Origin of the sequence: Rathayibacter sp. AY1C4, assembly GCF_002932195.1 — a bacterium.
In the GTDB taxonomy this organism is placed as follows: Bacteria; Actinomycetota; Actinomycetes; order Actinomycetales; family Microbacteriaceae; genus Rathayibacter.
The window spans coordinates 74,747-98,541 of record NZ_PSWE01000010.1; the positions used below are offsets into that span (position 1 = coordinate 74,747).

Here is a 23,795-nt window from a genome sequence, read left to right on the forward strand (position 1 = left end):
ATCGCGGGCCACCCTGCCCGGTCGGGCGCTCCGGCGCCGGTCGACCGCGGCGCACGATCCCGTGGAGCACCCCGATGAATCCGCAGTCCCTGCTGGTCGTGCTGAACATCGTGCTGCTGCTCTTCGCGATCCGGGGCGTGCTGTCGAACCCGAGGCTCTCGAAGGTCGCGAAGGTCTCCTGGGTGGCGTTCATCGTGATCGCGCCGTTCATCGGCAGCCTCGCCTACCTGGCGGTGGGCCGTCGCGGCGGGAGCGGCGGAAGCGGCACGGTCGTGCGCGGCACGGAGCGGCCGTCGGGCTGGTTCTTCGAGCGCTGAGCGGCCGGGCGGCCCGGCGGCGGGGAGACCCGCGGACGTCGGCGCTCCGCGGACCTCCTGACCCTCCGACCCGCGGCAACCCCCTGACCGGCGGCTCCGCCCGCGTCTAGCGTGGAGCGCATGGCCGATCGTCTGCGCTCCAGTGTCAGCCCCTACCTCCGCTCGCACGCGGACAATCCAGTCGACTGGTTCCCCTGGGGCGAGGAGGCGTTCGCCGAGGCGGTGCGCCGCGACGTCCCGGTGATGGTGTCGATCGGCTACTCCACCTGCCACTGGTGCCACGTGATGGCGCGGGAGTCGTTCTCGGATCCGGTGCTCGCCGCTCGGCTGAACGCGGACTTCGTCGCGGTGAAGGTCGACCGCGAGGAGCATCCGGACGTCGACACGGCCTACCTGACGGCCGCGAGCGCGTTCACCCGGCAGCTCGGCTGGCCGCTGACGGCCTTCGCCACCCCCGCCGGCGAGACCTTCTTCGCCGGCACCTACTTCCCGCCGCGCGCCGTCGGCGGCGTGCCCGCCTTCTCCGACGTCCTCGACGCGGTCTCGGAGGCGTGGCGGCTGCGGCGCGACGAGGTGCAGGCGACGGCGGGCGGCCTGGCCGCGGCCCTGCGCGAGGCGACCGCGGCGCTGCCCGCCGATGCCGCACTGCCCGGCGACGCCGAGCTCGACGGCGCCGTCCGCGCACTCGCGGACGAGGAGGACCAGGTGCACGGCGGCTTCGGCGGCGCCCCGAAGTTCCCGGTGGCCCCCGTGCTCGGGTTCCTGGCCTCGCGGCCCTCGGGAGCGGCGCTCGCCGAGCGCACGCTGCTCGCGCTGGCCGCGTCCCCTCTCCGCGACCGCGACGGGGGCTTCTTCCGCTACGCGACGCAGGCCGACTGGAGCGATCCGCACTACGAGCGGATGCTGTACGACAACGCGCAGCTGCTGGACGTCGCGGCCGTCCTGCTCGGGCACGACGGCGCCCGGGTGGAGGAGCTGACCGGAATCGCGGAGGGGGTCGCCGCGTTCCTCCTGACCACTCTCGAGCGGCCGGGCGGCGGCTTCGCGTCGGCGCAGGACTCGGAGAGCATCGTCGACGGTCAGCGCTCGGAGGGCGGCTACTACCTCGCCGAGGACCGGTCCCGCCTCGCGCCTCCCGCTCTCGACGAGAAGGTCGTCACCGGCTGGAACGGCCTGGCGATCCGCGCGCTCGCCCGCGCCGGACGCGTGCTCGGACGGGAGGAGTGGCTCGACGCCGCCCGGCGCGCGGCGGACGCGGTGCTGCAGCGGCACCTCGTCGACGGCCGCGTCGCGGTGCGCGCCTCCCTCGACGGTGCCGTCTCCGCGGCCCGCCCGGCGCTGGAGGACCTCGGGATGCTGGCCGGCGGGCTCCTCGAGCTCGCCGTGGCGGAGGGCCGTCCGCGCTACGCGGTCGTCGCGCGCACCCTGATCGACGGCGCGCTCGACGCGGCCGACGGCCCGCTGCCGTTCGCGCTGCCCGGGGGAGGAGACCCGGCGCTGACCGCGCGGGGACTCCTGCTCGCGGCCGATCCCTCCGAGGGCGCCTACCCCTCCGGCCTGTCGGCGACGGCGGACGCGGCGCACGAGCTGTACCTGCTCACCGGATCGCAGCGCTACCGGGAGGCGGCCGAGGCGGTCGTCGCCTCGATCGCTCCGGGCGCGGTCCGGCAGCCGATGGGCTTCGGCGCCGTGCTCGGGCTCGCTTCGCGGCTGGCTCGCCCGGTGCGGCAGCTGGTCGTCGTGGGCCCCGGCGCGGCGGAGGCGGTGCAGGGCGCGCGGTCCGCCGGGATCGGCGTGCTGGTCGGCGTGTCCGACGAGGGCGCCCGGGACTGGGCGGACGCGGGCTTCGAGCTGTTCGAGGGGCGGATCTCGCGGGAGGGGCTGCCGACCGCCTACTCCTGCGAGGCCTTCGTCTGCGCCCTTCCGACGACCCGCCTCCCGGAGGAGCTGCTCACGCGGCCGTGACCACCAGTGGCGCCGCGGGGTCGGCGGCCCACTCGTTGAGCGAGCCGTCGTAGACGACCGCCGTGTGGACTCCGAGCACCGCCAGTGCGAGTGCATCGGCCGTCGCGGCGATCCCGCCCCCGCAGTAGAGGACGATCCGCTCGGCCTGGAGAGCGTCTCCGAACAGCGACCGCAGCCGCTCCGGCGGCAGGAGCGTGTTGTCGGCGCGGTCGACGAGCCGCCCGGCGGGGACGCTCCGCGAGCCCGGCAGGTGTCCGAGGCGGGGGCGGCGCCCCTCCTCCCCGGTGAACTCCTTCGGCGGGACCGCGCAGACCAGCGCCCCGGGAGCCTCGCCGCGCACGACCCTCTCGACGCCGGCCTTGTCGATCCAGAGCGGCCGCTCCTCGCGCACGCTGATGCCTCCGCTCTCCGCGGGCTCGACGTGCCCCGTCTCGATCGGGCGCTCCTCCCGCCGCCAGGCCGGGAGCCCGCCGTCGAGCACCGCGACGGCGTCGTGCCCGGCCGAGCGCAGCAGCCACCACACGCGCGAGGCCCACTGGCCGACCGCGGAGTCGTACACGACGACCACCGAGTCGTCGTCGATGCCGAGCGCGGCGGTCGCGGCGGCGAAGCGCTCCGGGTCGAGCCGGGTGAAGGGCAGGGGAGCCGCCGGATCCGACAGCTGCTCGAGCAGGTCGCCGAACACGGCGCCGGGGACATGCCCCTCGAGGAGGTACTGCTCGTCGCCGCTGAGGTAGCCGGGCCGCCCGTCGAAGCCGGGCACGAGCAGCACGCTGGCGTCGACGACGACGAGGTGCTCGCGGCCGAGCTGGTCGGCGAGCCACTGGGTCGAGACGATCGGCCGGGCGAGGTACGGGGCGGAGGAGGTGCTCACCCGCCCCACGGTAGGCGCGACCGCCGACAGGCGCGCCCCCGTGCGTCACGCACGGTCACGGACGCCGCCGGGCGCTCAGCACTCGATGACGTTGACCGCGAGGCCGCCCTCGCTCGTCTCCTTGTACTTCGACGACATGTCGATGCCGGTCTGGCGCATCGTCTCGATGACCGCGTCGAGCGAGACGCGGTGGTCGCCGTCGCCGTGCAGCGCGAGGCGGGCCGCGCTCACGGCGGTGGAGGAGGCGATCGCGTTCCGCTCGATGCAGGGGATCTGCACGAGCCCGCCGACCGGGTCGCAGGTCAGTCCGAGGTGGTGCTCCATCGCGATCTCGGCCGCGTTCTCGACCTGGCGCGGAGTGCCGCCGAGCACCGCGCAGAGCGCTCCGGCGGCCATCGCGCAGGCCGAGCCGACCTCGCCCTGGCAGCCCGCCTCCGCACCGGAGATCGAGGCGTTCGTCTTGCAGAGCGAGCCGATCGCGGTGGCGGTGAGGAGGAAGCGGCGCAGCCCCGCGCGGTCGGCGCCCGGGACGAAGCGGAGGTAGTAGTGCCCGACGGCGGGGATGATGCCCGCCGCTCCGTTCGTCGGAGCCGTCACGACGCGCCCGCCTGCGGCGTTCTCCTCGTTCACCGCGAGGGCGAAGGCGTGGAGCCACTCCACCGAGGTCGCGCGGGCGCGGTCGAGCGGATCCTCCTCGAAGGCCTCGAGCCGCTCGCGGAGCACCGAGGCGCGGCGGCGGACGCCCAGGCCGCCCGGCAGCACGCCGTCGGTCGCCAGGCCGTGCTCGACGCAGGCGGCCATGGCGTCCCAGATCGCGTCGAGGCGGGCGTCGATGTCGACCCCGGGGTGCAGAGCGCGCTCGTTCGCGGCGGCGATCTCGGCGATGCCGGAGCGGGTCCGATCGCAGGTCGCCAGCAGGTCGAGCCCGGAGACGAAGGGGTAGGGGTGCGGGGCCAGCGCAGCCCGCTCGGCACGCTCGCCCGCGCGCCGGATGAAGCCGCCGCCGATCGAGTAGTAGGTCTCCTCCCACACCGGCAGCGCGTCGTCGCCGACCCAGACGCTGAAGGTGAGGGCGTTCGGGTGCTCCGGCAGCCTCGTGCGCGGCTCGAAGACGACGTCGTCGCGCGTCATTGCGAGGCGCTGCTCGCCGGCCAGCAGGATCGTCCCCTCCGCGTCGAGGCGCTGCCATGCCCCGCGCACCAGCGCCGGGTCGCACGTCTCGGGGTCCAGGCCGGCGAGACCGGCGACCACCGCGTCGGGGGTGCCGTGGCCGATCCCGGTGGAGCCGAGCGAGCTGTAGAGGGTGCATCCCACCCGGCTCACGCGGCCGAGGAGCCCGGCGTCGCGGATCCGCTCGGCGAGGGCGAGGGCGGCGCGCATCGGTCCGACGGTGTGCGAGCTGGACGGGCCGATCCCCACGCTGAACAGGTCGAGGACGGAGACGTAGGCGCTCATCCACCGAGACTACGCCGGGGCCGGCGGAGTGCGCCGCCCGAGCCGCGCCCGCGACGAAGAGCCACGGAGATCCGGAGTCGACGAGGATCTGCGGTGGATCAGCGCAGCGTCTTGCGCGCCGAGATCTGGCCGGTGTCGAAGCCGAGCAGGTGCAGGCCGCCGTGGAAGCGGGCGTGCTCGACCTTGATGCAGCGGTCCATCACGACGGTCAGGCCCTTCGACTCGCCGTACTCGGCCGCCTCCTGGTTCCAGATCCCCAGCTGCACCCAGACCGTGGGCGCGCCGACGGCGAGGACGTCGTCGATCACGGCGGGGATGTCGCTCGCCTTGCGGAACACGTCGACGATGTCGGGCACGACCGGGAGCTCGGCGAGGCTGCGGTAGACCGGCTGCCCCAGGATCTCGGTGGCGTTCGGGTTCACGAAGTAGAGCTCGTAGTCGCTCGACTGCTGCAGGTAGGTGGCGACGAAGTAGGAGGAGCGGGCCGGGTTCGGCGAGGCGCCGACGATCGCCACGGTCTTCGCGCGGCGGAGGATGTCGAGTCGCCTGCGGGCGTCGGGGCCCACCCAGGTGCGCTGCGAGCGGAGCATCCTCGCCAGCGGCGAGTTCGCCGGGACCGAGCAGCTCAGCCCGTTGGACAGCTGGACGACCGTGTCGGCGGTGTCGGTGGTGCTCATGCTCAGACCTCCACGGCCGGGGTGTGCAGGGTGGTGGTCGTGTCCTCGGGGAGCTCGGTCGGAGCGTCGGGGGTGCCGTGCTCCTCGACCGCGCGGGCGAGCGCCTGGTCGAGATCGTAGATGATGTCGTCCGCGTCCTCGATGCCGACGGAGAGGCGGACGAGTCCGGGGAGGACGCCCGCGTGGAGGAGCTGGTCCTCGGTGAGCTGGGCGTGGGTGGTCGAGGCGGGGTGGATCACCAGCGTCTTGGCGTCGCCGATGTTGGCGAGGTGGCTGGCGAGGTCGACCGATTCGATGAAGGTCTGGCCGACGGCGCGGCCGCCCTTGACCACGAAGCTGAAGACCGAGCCCGGTCCCTTCGGCAGGTACTTCTGCGCGCGGTCGTGGTGCGGGTGCGCGGGCAGCCCGGCCCAGTAGACCGCCTCGATGCGGGGGTCGGCGTCGAGCCACTCGGCGACGCGGCGTGCGTTGTCGACGTGCGCCTGGATCCGGTACGGCAGCGTCTCGACGCCCTGGGCGAGCAGGAACGCGGAGTGCGGAGCGAGGACCGGCCCGATGTCGCGCAGCTGCTCCGCGCGCAGGCGCGTGAGGAAGCCGTACTCCCCGAAGTTGCCGTCCCACGACAGGTCTCCGTAGGAGGCGACCGGGTCGTGCAGCAGCGGGAACTTCTCGGGGGAGTAGTGGAAGCGCCCCGACTCGACGACGACGCCGCCGAGCGTGGTGCCGTGTCCGCCGAGGAACTTGGTGGCCGAGTGGATGACGATGTCGGCGCCCCACTCGATCGGGCGGACGAGGTAGGGGGTGGCGACCGTGGAGTCGATGATCAGCGGGATGCCGGCGGCGTGCGCGACCGCGGCGAGGCCCTCGATGTCGGCGATCTCGCCGGAGGGGTTCGCGATCGTCTCGGCGTAGAGAACCTTGGTCTTCTCGGTGATCGCCGCCGCGTAGTCGGCCGGGTCGCTCGAGCGGACGAAGGTGGTGTCCACTCCGAAGCGGCGGAGCGTGACGTCGAGCTGGGTGATCGATCCGCCGTAGAGGTTGGCGGAGGACACCACGTGGTCGCCCGCGCCGACGAGCGCCGCGAAGGTGATGAACTGCGCCGAGAGCCCGGAGGCCGTGGCGACGGCGCCGAGGCCGCCCTCGAGGCTCGCGACGCGCTCCTCGAAGGAGGCGACCGTGGGGTTCGACAGGCGCGAGTAGACGTTGCCGTACTTCTGCAGCGCGAAGCGGGCCGCGGCGTCGGAGGTGTCGTCGAAGACGAAGGCGCTGGTCTGGTAGATCGGCAGAGCGCGGGCGCCCGTCACCGCGTCGGGGATGTTGCCCGCGTGGATCGCACGCGTCTTGAAGCCGTACTCACGATCTGCCATGCGATCGACGCTAGCGGGAGCCGCCGACACCGCCGCGCCGGAGCGACGCATCGCGTAACAGAGCGGCCCCGCAGTGCAGAGCGACCGTGCGCGACAGAGCGGTCGAGCGGATCGGAGCGCCGATCAGAGCGCCAGCTGCACCGCGGCCAGGCCCATCGCCGCGATCGCCGCCCACGACACCAGGGCGACGAGGAGAGCACGCCACCCCGTCGTCACGAGCGCGCGCACCCGGACGGCGCTGCCGAGCGCGAAGAGGGCCGCGGCGAGGAGCCAGGTCTGCGCGGTGTCGGCGGCGGCGAGCAGTCCCTCCGGCAGGGGGAGGAGCGTGCGCAGCAGCACCGCGGCGAGGAACCCGACCACGAACAGCGGCACGATCGCCGGGCGCGTCCCGCCGGTCCCGCCTCGGCGCCTCGTGACCGCCGCCGCCACCGCGACCATCGGCGCCAGCATGACCACTCGGGTGAGCTTCACCACGACCGCCACGGCCAGCGCCGACGCTCCGGCCACCTGGGCCGTCGCCACGACCTGGCCCACGTCGTGGACCGAGGCGCCGACCCAGTGCCCGAACTGCACGTCGGAGAGCCCGAGCGGCTGCTGCAGGGCGGGGAGCACCGCGATCGCGAGCGTGCCGCAGAGCGTCACCAGCGCGACCGGCGTCGCCTGCTCCTGCTCCTTCGCCCGGGTCGCTCCGGCCATCGCGCCGATCGCCGAGGCCCCGCAGATCGAAAAGCCCGCCGCGAGCAGCAGCGGCTCCTGCCCGGGCAGCCGGAGCACCCGGCCCAGCGCCCAGGTCAGGCCGAAGGTGGCCAGGACGATCCCGACCACGACCAGGATCGCGCCCCAGCCCAGCGCAGCGATGTCGATCAGAGAGAGCTTCAGCCCGAGCAGGACGATGCCGGCGCGCATCAGCGAGCGGGACGAGAACTTCAGGCCCGGCGCCAGCGCCCCGCTCAGCAGGGGGCGCGCCGCGGGCAGCTGCGCCACGAGGATCCCGAGCGCGACCGCCGCGGTCAGCATCGGCACTGCCGGCACCGTCGCGTGCAGCAGGGCCGCGATCACCGCCGCGACGGCGCAGGCCGCGACTCCCGGGCCCAGCCGCCGGATCAGACCCACGAGGGCAGCCACATGTGGGCCTGCCAGAAGGTGAAGGACGTCTGCGCGCCGATCCAGAGCGGCAGGAAGTAGGCCGTCAGCGCGGCCGCCGCCACCGCGAAGACGAGCACCACGAGGACGCCCCGGGTGCGCCGCCTCCGCTCGTCGCCCGGACTCCCGATCACGATCCCGGCCGTCAGCGCCAGCGCCAGCATCATGTAGGGCTCGAAGACGACGCAGTAGAACTGGAACACCGTGCGGTCGAGGTAGAGCAGCCACGGCAGGTAGCCCGCGACGATCCCCATCAGCACGAAGCCGGCGCGCCACTCCCGGTACCGCGCGAGCCGGTAGAGGAGGTACACCAGCGCCAGGACTCCGGCGTACCAGATGAGCGGATTGGCGACCGAGGTGATCGCCTCGTCGCAGCGTGCGGCGGTGCAGCCGTCGACGCCCGTCGCCTGGTCGACGAAGTACATGCTGGTCGGCCGGAGCATGAGCAGCCAGGTGAGCGGGTTCGCCTCGTAGGGGTGCGAGGCCCGCAAGTTGATCGAGTAGTCGTACATCTGCACGTGGTAGTGCCAGAGGCTCTGCGCCCAGTCCGGCACCCACGCGAGAGCCCCGGTCCAGGCGTTGCCGGGGGCCTCCGACGCCCACTGCCGGGCCCATCCGCCGGAGGTGCGCAGCCAGCCCGTCCAGGTGACGAGGTAGGCGATCAGGGCGATCGGCACGACCAGGAGGAAGGTGACCGGACCCTGCTTGAGGATCGCGCCGCTGCCCCAGAACGGCACGCCCGCGCGGCGCCGCATCAGCGCGTCGACGACCACCGCGTACACGCCGTACGCCGCGAGGAAGTAGACGCCCGTCCACTTCACGCCCGCGGCCAGGCCGAAGAGCACGCCCGCCGCGAGCAGCCAGGGACGCCACCACAGGACCGGCCCCCAGCTCGGCAGCGCTCCCGCCGCCACCTTCCGCGCCAGCTGCAGGTCGGCCCAGCGCCGGTCCAGCAGCACCGCCGCGACCCCGCAGAGCGCGACGAACATCAGGATCCCGTCCAGGAGCGACACCCGCGACATCACGATCGCGTGGCCGTCGAGCGCGAGCATCAGCCCCGCGAAGGAGGAGAGGAGGGTGGAGCGGAACAGGAGGCGGCCGATCACGATCACCAGCGCGACGGCGAGGATCCCCACGACGGCGGTCGCGACGCGCCAGCCGACGCTGTCGTCCGCGCCGAACACGCCCATCCCGAGCCCGATGATCCACTTGCCCAGCGGCGGATGCACCACGAAGGACGGCGCCCCCGTGAAGGTGTCCACGTCGCCGGCCGCGAAGCCGGGGTCCGGGTTCTCGGGCCAGGCGCCCTCGAACCCGAGGTTCCAGAGGGTCCAGGCGTCCTTCACGTAGAAGGTCTCGTCGAACACGAGCGAGCGCGGGTGGCCGAGGTTCCACAGCCGCAGCACCGCGGCCAGGGCGACCACCAGCAGCGGCAGTCCGAGCTCGTACAGCCGGCGGCGCGCGGGGGAGGCGACGAGCCGGGTGTGCAGGTCGTCGAACCAGGAGCCGCGCGGCACGTCCGGGAGCGGGGTGCGCTCCCGCGGTGCGGACGCCTCGGCGGGCTCCACCGGGACCGAGCGCGCCGATCCCGCCGCGTCCAGGAGCAGGTCGTCGAAGTCGCGCTGCGGTCGGTCCGTCACCCGGCCATGCTAACGGGGCGCCTCCTCCCGGGACGGCGGCGATCCGCGGCGGGAGGCCCCGGACCCGGCCTGGGAGACTGGCGGCATGATCATCCTCGCCGGCACTCCCATCGGAAACCTCGGCGACGCCTCCCGCCGGCTCGTGGAGGCGCTGGGCTCCGCCCGCCACGTCGCCGCTGAGGACACGCGCGTGACCATCCAGCTGATGCGCGCCCTGGGCGTCGAGAACCGGCCCGCCCTCTACGCGCTGCACGACCACAACGAGCGCGAGCGCGCCGCCGAGCTGGTGGAGCTGGCCCGCGAGGAGGACCTGCTCGTGCTGAGCGATGCTGGCATGCCCACGGTCTCGGACCCGGGCTACCACCTGGTCGAGGCGGCGGTGGCGGCGGGAGTCGCGGTCACCGCGCTGCCCGGTCCCTCGGCGGTGCTCATGGCGCTCGCCGTGTCCGGGCTCCCGACGGACCGCTTCAGCTTCGAGGGGTTCCTGCCCCGCCGGCACGGCGAGCGGGTCTCGACCTTCCGGGCGCTCGTCGACGAGCGGCGCACCATGGTCTTCTTCGAGTCCCCGCACCGGATCGGCGACGCGCTCGCCGACCTGGTCGAGGCGATGGGCCCGGAGCGGCGCGTCGTCGTCTGCCGCGAGCTCACCAAGATGTTCGAGGAGGTCCGTCGCGGCACGGCGGCCGAGCTGGCCGAGTGGGCGGCCGACGGCCTGCGCGGCGAGATCTGCCTGGTCGTCGAGGGAGCCCCCGCGAGGGAGGCGTCGCTCGAGGACGCGCTGGCCGACGTGCTGGCCCGCGTCGAGGCCGGATCGCGGCTCAAGGAGGCGTCGGCCGAGGTCGCCGAGATCACGGGGCTCTCGCGCCGCGCGCTCTACGAGGCGGCGCTCGCCTCCCGCCGCGGCTGAGGGCTCCCTCCCCGGCGGCGATCGCGGCCGGTCGCCCACGGCGTCCGTCACACGCCGGGAGCGGTGCCGCGCGGTGAATAGGATGGTCGCCATGTCCGACGGCGCCTCCTTCTACCTCACGACCCCGATCTTCTACGTGAACGACGTCCCGCACATCGGGCACGCGTACACCGAGGTCGCCGCCGACGTGCTCACCCGCTGGCACCGCCAGGCGGGCGACGACACCTGGCTGCTGACCGGCACCGACGAGCACGGCCAGAAGATCCTCCGCACCGCCACCGCCAACGGCACGACCCCCCAGGAGTGGGCCGACCGCCTCGTGAGGACCGCCTGGCAGCCGCTGCTCGAGACCATCGACATCGCCAACGACGACTTCATCCGCACCACGGACGCGCGGCACGAGGTCAACGTCCAGAAGTTCCTGCAGAAGCTGTACGACGAGGACGCGATCTACACCGGCGAGTACGAGGGCTACTACTGCGTGGGCTGCGAGGAGTACAAGCAGCTGTCCGACCTCGAGGAGGGCACCGGCGACTACGCCGGCCAGTACGTCTGCAAGATCCACTCGAAGCCGGTCGAGCTGCTGAAGGAGAAGAACTACTTCTTCAAGATGAGCGAGTACACCGAGCGGCTGCTCGCGCTCTACGAGGAGCGTCCCGACTTCGTCCAGCCCGAGTCGGCGCGCAACGAGGTCGTCAGCTTCGTCCGCCAGGGCCTGGCCGACCTGTCGATCTCCCGCTCCAGCTTCGACTGGGGCGTGAAGGTCCCGTGGGACGACTCGCACGTGGTCTACGTCTGGTTCGACGCGCTGCTCAACTACATCACCGCGGTCGGCTACGGCCAGGACGAGGCGGAGTTCGAGCGCCGCTGGCCCGCGACCCACATCGTCGGCAAGGACATCCTGCGCTTCCACGCCGTGATCTGGCCCGCCATGCTCATGGCCGCGGGCCTCGAGGTGCCCCGGCAGGTGTTCGGCCACGGCTGGCTGCTGGTCGGCGGCGAGAAGATGTCGAAGTCGAAGCTCACCGGCATCGCGCCCGAGCAGATCACCGACACCTTCGGCTCCGACGCCTTCCGCTACTACTTCCTCCGGGCCATCACCTTCGGCCAGGACGGCTCGTTCTCGTGGGAGGACCTGTCGGCGCGCTACCAGTCCGAGCTCGCGAACGGCTTCGGCAACCTCGCCTCGCGGGTCGTCGCGATGCTGCACCGCTACTACGACGGCGTCGTGCCCGCGCCGGGGGAGCCGACCGAGGCGGAGGAGCGCGTGCAGCGCATCGTCGCCGAGGCCGCCGCGTCGGCCGACCGGTCGATCGACGCGCTCGCGATCCACGACGCGATCACCGCCGTGTGGAGCATCGTCGAGGAGCTCAACGGCTACATCACCGAGCAGGAGCCGTGGGCACTCGCCAAGCGCGAGGAGCGCGAGCGCCTCGGCACGGTGCTCTACACCGCGACGGAGGGGCTCCGCGCCCTGGCCGTGCTGCTCTCGCCGGTCGTGCCGCGCGCGACGGCGTCCCTCTGGGAGGCGCTCGGCGTGACGGAGTCGCTGGGCGCCCTCACCGCGCAGCCGATCCGCGAGGCGGGCCGGTGGGGAGTCCTCCCCGTCGGCACCACCGTCGGCACGCTCGCCGCGCTCTTCCCGCGCATCGAGGCTCCCGCGTCCTGACGGCCGCGCCTCGACCCGTGGACCGAGCAGCCGAGCGGTGCGGACTCGCCGGCGGAGGATCCGCAGGGGAGTGCCCGACGGCCGTGATCCGAACGCGGGGGGCCGAGTGCGAGCGGCCCTCCGCTCCGTTGGTGCGCTGATGACGCGCGAGGTCCTCGACGCTCTCGAGCAGGCGGCCGAGCTCACCCGGCGCCACGTCGGGCACCCCGAGCGCGCCGCCGCGCTCGCCCTGCGCCTGCACCGGGTGACCGCTCCGACCGAGCTCGTCTACACCCGGTTCCCGCCGACCCTCAGCCTGGTGCTGGCCGGCCGGAAGCGCTCGGTGGTCGGCGACTCCGACGAGCGGTGGGGCGCCGGCCGCTTCCTGATCACCCCCGTCGATCTGCCGGTGGTCGCGGCCGTCGTGGAGACCGGCGACCGCGGCGACTTCCTGTCGGCCAACTGGCGTCTCGACCCGCTTGTGGTGGCCGAGATCGCGGCGCTCGCCCCCCGGACGGCCCCGCGGGCTCCCGCCCCACGGATCGGCACGGTCACGGAGGAGATGGCCGACTCGCTGCGCCGACTCTTCCGTCTGCTCGACGCCCCCGCCGACATCCCGGTGCTCGCCCCCGCGATCACGCGCGAGCTCGTGCTGCGGCTGCTGCAGACGGACCAGGCGCCCCGGCTGCTGGCCGCGTCCAGCACCGTCCGCTCGGAGGCCGTCTCCCGCGCGGTCGAGGCGATGAGCGCGTCGCTGTCGCGCGGATGGACCCTCGGCGCGCTCGCCGCGGAGGCGGGCACCAGCGTGCCCACACTCACCCGCCGCTTCCGCGAGCTGACCGGGATGTCGCCGCTGGGCTACCTGCGGCGGCTCCGCCTCGGGGAGGCCAGGAGGCTGCTCCTGGTCCGGGGCGACACCGCCGCGCAGGCCGCGGCCGCGGTCGGCTACGCGAGCGCGTCGCACTTCGGGCGCGACTACCGCCGCGCCTACGAGACGACCCCCGCGGCCGACGCCGCGCTCCACCCCGGGCCGCTCGTCCAGATCCACTGAGCGGCGGGCGCTGTCGCGGGGACTCCGAGAGGCGCGTGCCGCGGCGTCAGACGCGGGCGCCGACGATGCCTCCGTCGACGTCGAGCGTCGTGCCGTGGACGTACGAGGCCTCGTCCGAGACGAGCCAGCGCACGGCCAGGGCGATCTCGTCCGGACGTCCGGGCCGGCCGGCGGGGGCGGACGCGGTCATCTGCTCCAGGATCGCCGCGGCGTGCTCGTTGCCGGGCGTGAGAGTCGCGCCGGGCGCGACGGCGACCACGCGCACGCCGCTCGGGCCGTACTCGGCCGCCCACGCCCGCGTGAGGTGCTCCAGCGCCGCCTTGGTCGCGGGGTAGAGCGCGGTCCCGGGCGTTCCCACCCGTCCCATCCACGAGGTGATGTTGACGACCACTCCGCTCCCGCGCTCGGCCATGGCCGGGGCGATCGCCGCGACGAGCTGGTGCGGCACGCGGATGTTCGTGGTGAGGAGGGACTCGACGTCGGCGTCGCTGAGGTCAGCGGTCGGCCCCACCGGGAACACTCCGGCGTTGTTGACGAGGACGTCGATCCGCCCGTCGAGGAGGGTCAGCGCCCGGGCGGCGACGGCGCGGGTCTCCTCCGGCGTGCCCGCGAGGTCGGCGACGAGCGCGGAGGCGGTGCCCCCGTCGGCGCGGATGCCGCCGACGACGGACCCGACCCGCTCGCGGTCGCGTCCGTGCACGAGGACGTGAGCGCCGGCCCCGGCTAGCCGGCGGGCGATGGCTGCGCCGATCCCGCTCGAGGATCCGGTGACGAGGGCGTGGCGCCCGGCGAGGGAGCCGGGTGCGGAAGGGGCGAGGAGCTCGGTGTCTGTCATGGCTCCAGCCTCCCGGCGGCGCGGGAGGCGGGCTGTCCCGATCCGATCGGGTGCTGACCCGATCCGCTCAGGGCGCCTCAGCGGCCGCCTCTCGGCCCTCGTCCACCCGGGACTCCGGCCCGCGCGAGCCCTCCCGGTAGCCTGGAGCGCATGACCGACAGCCAGCACGTCCGCTCCCGCGAGGCCTCGTCCGGCCGCGACCTGACGTACCCGCCGCTGCCCGAGGCGCTCGTCGTCCCCGTCTACGACAACCACACGCACCTCGAGATCGCCGACGGCCTCGAGCCGCTCGACCACCGCGAGCAGCTCGACCGGGCCTCCACCGTCGGCGTCCGCGGCGTCGTCCAGGTCGGCACGGACGTCGAGACGAGCCGCTGGTCGGCCGAGCAGGCGGCGAGCGAGCCGCGCATGCTGGCCGCCGTCGCGATCCACCCCAACGAGGCGCCCGAGCTGGAGCAGCGCGGCGAGCTCGACGCCGCCCTCGCCGTGATCGCCGAGCTGGCGGAGCAGCCGCGGGTGCGCGCCATCGGCGAGACCGGGCTCGACTTCTTCCGCACCGGCGAGAGCGGCCGCGCCGCGCAGTTCCGCTCCTTCGAGGAGCACATCCGCATCGCGAAGGAGCACGACCTCGCGCTGCAGATCCACGACCGCGACGCGCACCGCGAGGTCATCGAGACCCTGCGCCGCGTCGGCGCCCCCGAGCGCACCGTCTTCCACTGCTTCTCCGGCGATGCCGAGATGGCGCGGATGTGCACGGACGAGGGCTGGTACCTCTCCTTCGCCGGCACCGTGACGTTCAAGAACGCCGAGCCGCTGCGGGAGGCGCTCGTCGCGACCCCGCGGCACCTCATCCTGGTCGAGACCGACGCGCCGTACCTCACTCCGTCGCCCTTCCGCGGCCGTCCGAACGCGCCCTACCTCCTCCCGCACACCCTGCGCTCGATGGCCGCGACCCTCGAGACCGACGTCGGCCACCTGGCCGCGACGATCGCCTCGAACACGGAGGCCGTGTACGGCGAGTGGGGCGGCGAGGTCGGCTCCGAGCCGACGGAGCCGGTCGGACCCCTCGCATGAGCGGCCGCCACGCCGCCGAGCCGACGGCCGCCGCGATCCCGCGCCTGTTGGGCCCGGCCGAGATCCGCGACCTCGCCGGCCTCCTCGACGTCACGCCGACCAAGAAGCTCGGCCAGAACTTCGTGCACGACGCCAACACGGTCCGCCGCATCGTCAAGCTCGCTCGGGTGCGCCCGGGGGAGACCGTCGTCGAGATCGGCCCCGGCCTCGGATCGCTGACCCTCGGCCTGCTCGAGGCGGGCGCGCAGGTCGTGGCCGTCGAGATCGACGGGCGCCTCGCCGAGCAGCTGCCGCGCACCGTCGAGCTGATGGCGCCGGGCGCCGATCTCGCGGTCGTGCACGCCGACGCGATGAAGGTGCTCGACCTGCCGGGGGAGCCGGTCCGGCTCGTCGCCAACCTCCCGTACAACATCTCGGTGCCGGTGCTCCTGCACTTCCTCGAGCACTTCGCCAGCATCCGGTCCGGAGTGGTGATGGTGCAGTCCGAGGTCGGGCACCGGCTCGCCGCCGGTCCCGGCTCCAAGGTCTACGGCGGCCCGAGCGTCAAGGCGGCGTGGTTCGGCTCCTGGACGACGGGCGGCGCGGTCTCGCGTCAGATCTTCTGGCCGGTGCCGAACGTCGACAGCGTGCTCGTCGCGTTCGACCGCGGCGAGGAGCCGGGCGACGAGATTCTGCGCCGCGCCGTCTTCGCGGTCGTCGACGCGGCGTTCGCGCAGCGGAGGAAGATGCTCCGCCAGTCGCTCGCGACCCTCTTCGGCGACAGCGCCGCGGCGATCGTCGCGCTCGAGCGGGCCGGCGTCCCGCAGACCGCGCGCGGCGAGGAGCTGGACGTCGCCGCCTTCGTCCGCCTGGGCCGCGAGCTCGATCCGGCGCGGGTCCCCGTGCGCGGCGCGGCGGTGCCCGACGGGTCGCTGGCGGAGACCGACGGGGACGACGCGGACGGCGACGGGGAGCCCGCCCCGGGTGCGGACGAGGGCGCCTCCGCCACCCTGTAGCGTGGATGCATGGCCCACCGCGCGACGTCGAACCGGGTCCACGCGCGGGCGCCCGGCAAGATCAACGTGTTCCTCAAGGTCGGCGCCGTGCGCGACGACGGGTACCACGAGCTGGCCACCGCGTTCCAGTCGCTCTCCCTCTACGAGGACGTGTTCGCGGAGGAGGCGGCCGACTTCTCGGTCTCCTTCTCGGGCTCGATCGACACCTCCCGCCTGGCCGTCGACGGCTCCAACCTCGCGATCAAGGCGGCTCGGGCGCTCGCCCGGGCGACCGGCTACCGCGGCGGCGTGCACCTCGAGATCGAGAAGAACGTCCCCATCGCCGGCGGCATGGGCGGCGGCTCGGCCGACGCCGCCGCGACCCTCCTCGCCTGCGACGCGCTCTGGGGCACGGCCTGCACGAGGGAGCAGCTGCTCGGCATCGCCGCGAGCCTCGGCGCCGACGTCCCCTTCTCCTTCACCGGCGGCACCGCGATCGGGGTCGGCCGCGGCGATGAGCTGAGCCCGGCGCTCGCCAAGGGCCGCTTCGAGTGGGTGCTGGTCCTCTCGGAGGAGGGCCTGTCGACCCCCGAGGTCTACAGCGAGCTCGACCGGCACCGCGAGCGCCACCTGCACGACTTCCGCCCGATCTCGGCGACCCCCGCCATCGATCCCAACGTGCTGCAGGCCCTCCGCGCCGGCGACGCCGCCATGCTCGCCGACGCGATGCACAACGACCTCCAGGCGCCGGCGCTGCACCTGCAGCCCGGGCTCGCCCGCATCCTCGAGCTCGGCGAGGGCCGCGGGGCGCTCGGCGGCCTCGTCTCGGGGTCCGGACCGACCGTGGCGTTCCTCGCTCCGGACGCCGATGCGGCGGCCGACCTGCAGCGCGAGCTGAGCTCCGCGCGGCTGAGCGCCGTGCGGGTCTCCGGCCCGGTCCACGGGGCGCGCCTGCTGTCGACCTAGTCGCGGAGGCGGTGCCTCCGGAGCGGGGCGCGCGAGCCCCGCGCCCGGCGCCCTCCACAGACGGTCCGCAGAGAAGTTCCGACCTCGTGGCTTAGAGTGCCGCTCATGTCCCGCCGCGCCACCCTCTTCGCGATCCTCTCCGGGATCGTGGCCGCCGTCGTCGCCCTCGCGGCCGCCGAGGTCGTCGCGGTCTTCACCGGAGCGGGCGGCAGTCCGCTGGTCGCGGTCGGCGGCTTCGTCATCGACATCGTGCCCCCGGGCGTGAAGGACACGGTCATCGCGCTCTTCGGCACCGGCGACAAGCTCGTGCTGCTGGTCTCGATCGGCCTCGCGATCGCACTGCTGGCCGTGGGCGCGGGAGTCCTCGAGTACCGCCGCCCGCCGTTCGGCGTGCTGCTGCTGGCCGTCGTCGCGGGCGCCGGTGCGCTCGCCGCCGTCAGCCGCGAGGGCGCCTCCGGGATCGACGCGGCGCCGAGCGTCGTGGGCATGGTGGCCGGTGCCGCGGTGCTCCGCTCGGCCTCCGTCCGCCTCCGCGGCTGGCAGGAGGAGCGCGAGAGCGACTCCCCGGACCGCCGGTCGTTCCTCCGCCTGGTCGGGATCGCCGGAGTCGCCGCGGTCGCCGCCGGCATCGGCGCCCGCTTCCTCACGTCCGCCTCCGCCGCCGTCACCGCCGTGCGCGAGGCCGTGTCCCTGCCGGCTCCCGCCTCGGCCGCCGCGCCCGTCCCGGCCGGCGCCGTGCTCGACGACATCGACGGCATCAGCTCCTACGTCACTCCCAACTCCTCGTTCTACCGGATCGACACCGCGCTCTCGGTGCCGTCGGTCGAGCCCGCCGACTGGTCGCTGAAGATCACCGGCATGGTGGAGGAGGAGATCGAGATCACCTGGGACGAGCTGCTCGCGCTGCCGCTCGAGGAGCACCTGGTCACCCTGTCCTGCGTGTCCAACGAGGTCGGCGGCGACCTGATCGGCACCGCCCTCTGGCTGGGCTACCCGATCCGAGAGCTGCTGGCCCGGGCCCGGCCGACCGCCGGCGCCGACATGGTGCTCTCGCGGAGCATCGACGGCTTCACCGCCTCCAGCCCGCTCGACGTGCTGCAGGACGAGGACCGCGCGAGCCTGCTCGCCGTCGGGATGAACGGCGAGCCGCTCCCGGTCGAGCACGGCTTCCCCGTCCGGATGGTCGTCCCCGGCCTGTACGGCTACGTCTCGGCGACGAAGTGGGTCGTCGAGCTGAAGGTCACGACCTTCGCGGAGGACCTGGCGTACTGGTCGACGCGCGGCTGGACCGAGCGCGGTCCGATCAAGATCGAGTCGCGGATCGATGTGCCGCGCCAGGGCCAGCCCGTCGAGGCGGGGACGGTCGCCGTGGCGGGAGTCGCCTGGGCGCCGCACACCGGCATCGCGAAGGTGGAGGTGCAGATCGACGGCGGCGCCTGGCAGGAGGCGCGCCTCGCCGAGCAGGTCACCTCGGACACGTGGATCCAGTGGGTCCTCGAGTGGGACGCGACGGTCGGCGACCACGTCGTGACCGTGCGCGCCACCGACGCGGACGGCACGGTGCAGACCACGGTCGAGCGCCCGCCCGCTCCCGACGGTGCCACGGGACTGCACCGCCGCTCGGTGTCCGTCTCGGAGCCGGCAGCCGCGGGCTGAGGTCCGGGGGCCGCGACCCGGCCGCACTGTGATCGACCCGCGGCGGACCGCTCAGGCGGCACCGCCTAGGCTGGATCCCTATGGCACATCTGCTGGGCGCCGAGGCGCTGCGACTCGAGTACCCCACACGCGTGATCTTCGACGACGTCTCCCTGGGGATCGAGGAGGGCGACCGCATCGGGATCGTCGGACGCAACGGCGACGGCAAGTCGACCCTCCTGCGCCTGCTCGCGCAGCGCATCGAGCCGGACAGCGGCCGCGTCACGCACCGCCGCGGCGTCACGCTCGGGATGCTCGACCAGGCCGACACGGTCGATGAGGACCTCACCGTCGCCCAGGCCGTCGTCGGCGGGCTCCAGGAGCACGAGTGGGCGGGCGACGCGCGCACCCGAGACGTGATCGCGGGCCTGCTGCGCGACGTCCCCTGGGACGGAGTGGTCGGCTCCCTCTCGGGCGGGCAGCGGCGCCGGGTCGCCCTCGCGAAGCTGCTCGTCGGCGACTGGGACGTCGTCTTCCTCGACGAGCCCACCAACCACCTCGACGTCGAGGGCATCGCCTGGCTCGCCGAGCACCTCAAGCGCCGCTGGGCGGCGTCGTCGGGCGGGCTCGCGGTCGTCACCCACGACCGGTGGTTCCTCGACGAGATCTGCACCGCCACCTGGGAGGTGCACGACCGTCTCGTCGAGCCGTTCGAGGGCGGGTACGCGGCGTACATCCTGCAGCGAGTGGAGCGCGACCGGATGGCCTCGACCATGGAGGCCAAGCGCCAGAACCTGATGAAGAAGGAGCTCGCCTGGCTCCGGCGCGGCGCCCCCGCCCGCACGGCCAAGCCCAAGTTCCGGATCGACGCCGCGAACCAGCTGATCGAGGACGAGCCCCCGGTGCGCGACTCGGTCTCGCTCTCGCAGCTCGCCGTCTCGCGCCTGGGCAAGGACGTCGTCGACCTGCTCGACGTCACCGTCCGCTACGGCGAGCGGACCGTCCTCAACCGCATCGAGTGGCGGATCGCGCCCGGCGAGCGCACCGGCATTCTCGGCGTGAACGGCGCCGGCAAGTCGACCCTCCTCGGCCTGGTCGCGGGCAGCGTGGAGCCGACGAGCGGACGGGTGAAGCGCGGCACCACTGTGCGCGTCGCGATCCTCGACCAGCAGCTGCGCGAGCTGACCGGGGTCCAGCACCGGCCCGTCCGCGAGATCATCGCGGAGCAGCGCACCAGCTACTCCATCGGCGGCAAGGAGATGACCCCGGGCCAGCTGCTCGAGCGGCTCGGCTTCTCGAGCGCGCAGCTCTCGACGCCCGTGAAGGACCTCTCGGGCGGTCAGCGCCGGAGGCTCCAGCTCCTGCTCATCCTGCTCAGCGAGCCCAACGTGCTGATCCTCGACGAGCCGACCAACGACCTCGACACCGACATGCTCGCCGCGATCGAGGACCTGCTCGACTCCTGGCCGGGCACCCTCCTCGTCGTCTCGCACGACCGGTACCTGCTCGAGCGCGTCACCGACCAGCAGTACGCCGTGATGGACGGCGCGTTCCGCCACCTGCCCGGCGGCGTCGAGCAGTACCTCGACCTGCGCCGCGCGCTCGAGAAGGGTGCGCCCGCGGCGGCGTCGTCGGGCTCCTCCTCCGCCGCGCCGGCGTCGAGCGGACTCGCGGGGGCCGAGCGCCGCACCGCCGAGAAGGAGGTGTCGGCGATCGACCGGCGCCTGCACAAGCTCACGCAGCTGACGAAGACCGTGCACGAGAAGATGGCGACGCACGACCAGGACGACTACGACGGCATCCTGGCGCTCAACGCCTCGCTCCGAGCCTACGAGGACGAGGCGGCCGAGCTCGAGCTGCGCTGGCTGGAGCTCTCGGAGCAGCTCGAGGGCTGACGCCGCTCTCCTCCGCGGCACCGGCAGCTGTCCCGTACCGCGTGGGCGGGCCGCCGTCGCGGGCCCGGGGCGACCGGCTCAGCCGAAGTCGAGGGAGAGCTTCCGGAGGAGCTGCGCCAGCCGCTCCTGCTGGGCGTGGGTGAGCGCGCCGAGCAGCTCCTGCTCCGCGTCGACCAGGCGGGTGATCGCCGCGTCGACCCGGGCGAGCCCCGACGGCGTCATCTGCACCAGCACGCCGCGCCCGTCGTTCGGGTCGTCGAGGCGCTCGACCAGGTCGCGCTCGACCAGCCGGTCGATGCGGTTGGTCATGGTCCCGCTGGTGACCATGGTCGCCTGGAGGAGCTGCTTGGGGCTCATCCGGTAGGGCGCGCCCGCGCGCCGCAGGGCCGAGAGCACGTCGAACTCCCACGTCTCGAGCTCCGACCGGCCGAAGGCGCTGCCGCGCGCGCGCTCGAGCTGCTTGGCCAGCCGGCGCATCCGCGAGAAGACCTGGAGCGGCGTGAAATCGAGATCGGGCCGCTCCCGGACCCAGGCGTCGACGATCCCGTCGACCTCGTCATTCGCACTCACCCGTCCATTGTGGCGGCTGGGCGGCTCGGGGGACGCCGGGAGGCGGACGGGCCGGGAGGCGGGGACCTCCCGGGCCGCCGTCGTCCGCCCGAGCGACGGCCGCCCGCGCCCGAGGCGGGGCCGGGGGCGCGGGGGTGGCAGGATGGACGGCGCGCGATCGCGCGGTCCGCCATGGTGTAACGGCAGCACGGCAGCCTTTGGAGCTGTCCGGTCCAGGTTCGAATCCTGGTGGCGGAGCGGCACCAGGACGGTGCGCTCACGGAGGAGAACGCGAAGAACATGGCAGACAGCACGCTCGCCGTCGTGATCCTGGCGGCAGGCCAGGGCACCCGCATGAAGTCCCGCACCCCGAAGGTCCTGCACCGCCTCGCCGGGAGGCCGCTGCTCGGGCACGTGCTCGACACGGCCGCCTCGCTCGACGCGGCGCACGTCGTCACCGTGGTGCGCCACGAGCGCGACCGGGTCGCCCAGGCCGTCCTCGAGCACACGCCCTCCGCGCTGGTGGTGGACCAGGACGAGACGCCCGGCACCGGCCGCGCGGTCGAGCAGGGCCTCGCGGCGCTCCCGGAGTCCTTCGCCGGCACGGTCGTCGTGCTGAGCGCCGACGTCCCGCTGCTGGACGCGCCGACCCTCCGCCGCCTGCTCGACGAGCACCTCGCCGCGGCGAACGCGCTCACCATGCTCTCCTGCGTGCTCGAGGACCCGACCGGCTTCGGCCGGATCGTCCGCGGCGCCGACGGAGCCTTCGCCTCCATCGTGGAGCAGAAGGACGCCAGCCCCGACGAGCTCGACCTCACCGAGATCAACGCCGGCGTCTACGCCTTCGACGCCGCCGCGCTCCGCTCGGTCATCGGCGCGATCGGCACCGAGAACGCTCAGCGGGAGAAGTACCTCACCGACGCCGCCGCCGCGCTCAAGGCCGCCGGCCGCGCGATCGAGGCCGTCCCTGTGCAGGACCGCTGGCTCGTGGCCGGGATCAACGACCGCGCCCAGCTCGCCGACGCGGCGCTCGAGCTCAACGCGCGCATCGTGCGCCGCTGGCAGCTCGAGGGCGTCACGATCCAGGACCCGGCGACCACCTGGATCGACGTGGACGCGGTCCTCGCCCCGGACGTCGAGATCCTCCCGGGCACGCAGATCAAGGGCCCGACCGTCATCGCCACCGGCGCGGTCATCGGCCCGGACACCACGCTCGACTCCTGCGAGGTCGGCGAGGACGCGGTCGTGAAGCGCTCCGACGCGACGCTCGCCGTGATCGGCGCGAAGGCCCAGGTCGGCCCGTTCTCGTTCCTCCGCCCCGGCACCGTGCTCGGCGCCCGCGGCAAGATCGGCACCTACGTCGAGACCAAGAACGCCGTGATCGGCGAGGGATCGAAGGTCCCGCACCTCTCCTACGTCGGCGACGCGGTCATCGGCGAGGAGTCGAACATCGGCGCCGGCTCGATCTTCGCCAACTACGACGGGGTGAGCAAGGCGTCCTCCGTGGTGGGCTCGCACGTGCGTGCGGGGTCGCACAACGTCTTCGTCGCCCCCGTTAGAATCGGTGACGGAGCGTACACGGGCGCCGGCACGGTCATCCGCAAGGACATCCCCGCCGGAGCCCTCGGGATCACCGTCGCTCCGCAGCGCAACATGGCCGGGTGGGTGCAGACCCACCGTCCGGGCACCGCAGCGGCCGACGCCGCCGAGGCGGCCCTGGCGTCGGATCCCACCGGATCCGACCAGGCGCCCACCGGAGGAAGCGGAGCACAGTGACCGGCATCACCGCCAGCAACAAGAAGAGCCTGGTCCTCGTCTCGGGGAGGGCGCATCCGGCACTGGCGGAGGCGGTCGCCGCCGAGCTCGGGACCGAGCTCGTCACGACCGAGGGGCGCACCTTCGCCAACGGCGAGCTCTACGTCCGCTACGGCGAGTCGGTCCGCGGAGGCGACGTGTTCGTCCTCCAGTCGCACACGTCCCCGATCAACGAGTGGCTGATGGAGCAGCTGATCATGGTCGACGCGCTCAAGCGCGCCTCCGCCAAGCGGATCACCGTGGTCGCCCCCTTCTACCCCTACGCGCGCCAGGACAAGAAGGGCCGCGGCCGTGAGCCGATCTCGGCCCGCCTCGTCGCGGACCTCTTCAAGGCGGCGGGAGCCGACCGGATCATGTCGGTCGACCTGCACGCGGCGCAGATCCAGGGCTTCTTCGACGGCCCCGTCGACCACCTCTTCGCGATGCCGGTGCTGCTCGAGCACTTCCGCGAGAAGCTCGACCCCTCGACCCTCACCATCGTCTCGCCCGACATGGGCCGCGTCCGCGTCGCCGACATCTGGAGCGACAAGCTCGGCGTCCCGCTGGCGATCATCCACAAGCGCCGCGACCCGAAGGTCGCCAACCAGGTCTCCGTCCACGAGATCGTCGGCGAGGTGAAGGGCCGCGTCTGCCTCCTCGTCGACGACCTCATCGACACCGGGCGCACCATCGCGAAGGCGGCCGAGGCGCTGAAGAAGGCGGGCGCGATCGGCGTGGTCGTCGCGGCCACCCACGCCGTCTTCTCGGACCCGGCGGTCGAGCTCCTGAGCTCCGAGTTCATCGACTCGGTCGTCGTCACCGACACTCTGCCGCTGCCGCCGGAGAAGACCTGGGACCGCCTGACGATCCTGCCCATCGCTCCGCTGCTGGCCCGCGCCATCCACGAGGTCTTCGACGACGGCTCCGTGACGTCGATGTTCGACGGCGACGCGTAGGACCCCGCGCCCCGGGTGCGCCCTGCACGGCGCACCCGGGTCCCGCCCCGGCTCCACCGCCTAGGGTGAGGCC

At 73.6% G+C, this 23,795-nt stretch carries 20 protein-coding genes and 1 tRNA gene; 13 read left to right on the forward strand and 8 right to left on the reverse strand.

The window, feature by feature from the left end; genetic code table 11:
- Window positions 1-74: 74 nt before the first annotated feature.
- Window positions 75-317: a PLDc N-terminal domain-containing protein gene (locus tag C5C99_RS07095; RefSeq protein WP_159939582.1), complete on the forward strand. Its 243-nt coding sequence runs from the start codon at window positions 75-77 to the stop codon at window positions 315-317.
- 120 nt (window positions 318-437) lie between these two features.
- Complete coding sequence (locus tag C5C99_RS07100; RefSeq protein WP_104339842.1) at window positions 438-2,282, forward strand: thioredoxin domain-containing protein; 1,845 nt, start codon at window positions 438-440, stop codon at window positions 2,280-2,282.
- Here C5C99_RS07100 and C5C99_RS07105 read toward each other — a convergent pair.
- From C5C99_RS07105 to C5C99_RS07130, 6 genes are all read right to left on the reverse strand, one after another.
- A complete protein-coding gene (locus C5C99_RS07105; RefSeq protein WP_146085479.1) occupies window positions 2,269-3,156 on the reverse strand; it encodes a sulfurtransferase in 888 nt (295 codons plus the stop codon). The two genes, C5C99_RS07100 and C5C99_RS07105, sit on opposite strands and share 14 nt — an antisense overlap.
- A gap of 75 nt (window positions 3,157-3,231) precedes the next feature.
- Entirely contained in the window at window positions 3,232-4,611 is a 1,380-nt protein-coding gene (locus C5C99_RS07110; RefSeq protein WP_104339844.1) for an L-serine ammonia-lyase, read from the reverse strand.
- A 98-nt stretch (window positions 4,612-4,709) separates the two neighbouring features.
- On the reverse strand, window positions 4,710-5,288 hold the full coding sequence (locus tag C5C99_RS07115) for a CoA-binding protein (RefSeq protein ID WP_104226920.1): 579 nt from the start codon (window positions 5,286-5,288) through the stop codon (window positions 4,710-4,712).
- A 2-nt stretch (window positions 5,289-5,290) separates the two neighbouring features.
- Window positions 5,291-6,655 (reverse strand): O-acetylhomoserine aminocarboxypropyltransferase/cysteine synthase family protein, encoded by a 1,365-nt coding sequence (locus C5C99_RS07120; RefSeq protein WP_104226921.1) that lies wholly within the window; start codon window positions 6,653-6,655, stop codon window positions 5,291-5,293.
- A 123-nt stretch (window positions 6,656-6,778) separates the two neighbouring features.
- On the reverse strand, window positions 6,779-7,768 hold the full coding sequence (locus tag C5C99_RS07125; protein WP_258062883.1) for a YeiH family protein: 990 nt from the start codon (window positions 7,766-7,768) through the stop codon (window positions 6,779-6,781).
- Window positions 7,759-9,438, reverse strand: coding sequence for a dolichyl-phosphate-mannose--protein mannosyltransferase (locus tag C5C99_RS07130; RefSeq protein ID WP_258063656.1), 1,680 nt, complete (start codon window positions 9,436-9,438; stop codon window positions 7,759-7,761). Before C5C99_RS07130 ends, C5C99_RS07125 begins: the two co-directional genes overlap by 10 nt.
- Before the next feature lie 85 nt (window positions 9,439-9,523).
- Between C5C99_RS07130 and rsmI the strand changes: the two genes are divergently transcribed.
- The 3 genes from rsmI (at window position 9,524) to C5C99_RS07145 (ending at window position 13,044) form a co-directional block, all read left to right on the forward strand.
- Window positions 9,524-10,345 (forward strand): 16S rRNA (cytidine(1402)-2'-O)-methyltransferase, encoded by an 822-nt coding sequence (gene rsmI / locus C5C99_RS07135; RefSeq protein WP_104226923.1) that lies wholly within the window; start codon window positions 9,524-9,526, stop codon window positions 10,343-10,345.
- 91 nt (window positions 10,346-10,436) lie between these two features.
- Entirely contained in the window at window positions 10,437-12,014 is a 1,578-nt protein-coding gene (gene metG / locus C5C99_RS07140) for a methionine--tRNA ligase (protein WP_104226924.1), read from the forward strand.
- Window positions 12,015-12,153: 139 nt separating this feature from the next.
- The gene (locus C5C99_RS07145) at window positions 12,154-13,044 is read left to right on the forward strand and encodes an AraC family transcriptional regulator (RefSeq protein ID WP_104226935.1); all 891 of its coding nucleotides are present in this window, start codon (window positions 12,154-12,156) and stop codon (window positions 13,042-13,044) included.
- A 46-nt stretch (window positions 13,045-13,090) separates the two neighbouring features.
- On the opposite strand, the gene C5C99_RS07150 is transcribed toward C5C99_RS07145, so the two are convergent.
- Window positions 13,091-13,879: an SDR family NAD(P)-dependent oxidoreductase gene (locus C5C99_RS07150; RefSeq protein WP_104339845.1), complete on the reverse strand. Its 789-nt coding sequence runs from the start codon at window positions 13,877-13,879 to the stop codon at window positions 13,091-13,093.
- Window positions 13,880-14,029: 150 nt separating this feature from the next.
- Between C5C99_RS07150 and C5C99_RS07155 the strand changes: the two genes are divergently transcribed.
- From C5C99_RS07155 to C5C99_RS07175, 5 genes are all read left to right on the forward strand, one after another.
- On the forward strand, window positions 14,030-14,953 hold the full coding sequence (locus tag C5C99_RS07155) for a TatD family hydrolase (protein WP_104222332.1): 924 nt from the start codon (window positions 14,030-14,032) through the stop codon (window positions 14,951-14,953).
- Window positions 14,950-15,948 (forward strand): 16S rRNA (adenine(1518)-N(6)/adenine(1519)-N(6))-dimethyltransferase RsmA, encoded by a 999-nt coding sequence (gene rsmA / locus C5C99_RS07160; protein ID WP_181074564.1) that lies wholly within the window; start codon window positions 14,950-14,952, stop codon window positions 15,946-15,948. The genes C5C99_RS07155 and rsmA overlap by 4 nt, the downstream gene beginning before the upstream one ends.
- Before the next feature lie 9 nt (window positions 15,949-15,957).
- Complete coding sequence (locus C5C99_RS07165; RefSeq protein WP_104222334.1) at window positions 15,958-16,893, forward strand: 4-(cytidine 5'-diphospho)-2-C-methyl-D-erythritol kinase; 936 nt, start codon at window positions 15,958-15,960, stop codon at window positions 16,891-16,893.
- A 105-nt stretch (window positions 16,894-16,998) separates the two neighbouring features.
- Entirely contained in the window at window positions 16,999-18,549 is a 1,551-nt protein-coding gene (locus C5C99_RS07170; RefSeq protein ID WP_104339846.1) for a molybdopterin-dependent oxidoreductase, read from the forward strand.
- An 80-nt stretch (window positions 18,550-18,629) separates the two neighbouring features.
- The gene (locus tag C5C99_RS07175) at window positions 18,630-20,423 is read left to right on the forward strand and encodes an ABC-F family ATP-binding cassette domain-containing protein (RefSeq protein WP_104222338.1); all 1,794 of its coding nucleotides are present in this window, start codon (window positions 18,630-18,632) and stop codon (window positions 20,421-20,423) included.
- A gap of 78 nt (window positions 20,424-20,501) precedes the next feature.
- Here the strand turns inward: C5C99_RS07175 and C5C99_RS07180 are convergent, their stop codons facing one another.
- Complete coding sequence (locus C5C99_RS07180) at window positions 20,502-20,993, reverse strand: MarR family winged helix-turn-helix transcriptional regulator (RefSeq protein WP_104222340.1); 492 nt, start codon at window positions 20,991-20,993, stop codon at window positions 20,502-20,504.
- A 165-nt stretch (window positions 20,994-21,158) separates the two neighbouring features.
- Between C5C99_RS07180 and C5C99_RS07185 the strand changes: the two genes are divergently transcribed.
- The 3 genes from C5C99_RS07185 (at window position 21,159) to C5C99_RS07195 (ending at window position 23,722) form a co-directional block, all read left to right on the forward strand.
- Window positions 21,159-21,230, forward strand: a tRNA-Gln gene (locus C5C99_RS07185).
- 42 nt (window positions 21,231-21,272) lie between these two features.
- Window positions 21,273-22,748, forward strand: coding sequence for a bifunctional UDP-N-acetylglucosamine diphosphorylase/glucosamine-1-phosphate N-acetyltransferase GlmU (gene glmU / locus C5C99_RS07190; protein ID WP_104335812.1), 1,476 nt, complete (start codon window positions 21,273-21,275; stop codon window positions 22,746-22,748).
- The gene (locus C5C99_RS07195) at window positions 22,745-23,722 is read left to right on the forward strand and encodes a ribose-phosphate diphosphokinase (protein ID WP_104222342.1); all 978 of its coding nucleotides are present in this window, start codon (window positions 22,745-22,747) and stop codon (window positions 23,720-23,722) included. The genes glmU and C5C99_RS07195 overlap by 4 nt, the downstream gene beginning before the upstream one ends.
- Window positions 23,723-23,795: the final 73 nt, after the last annotated feature.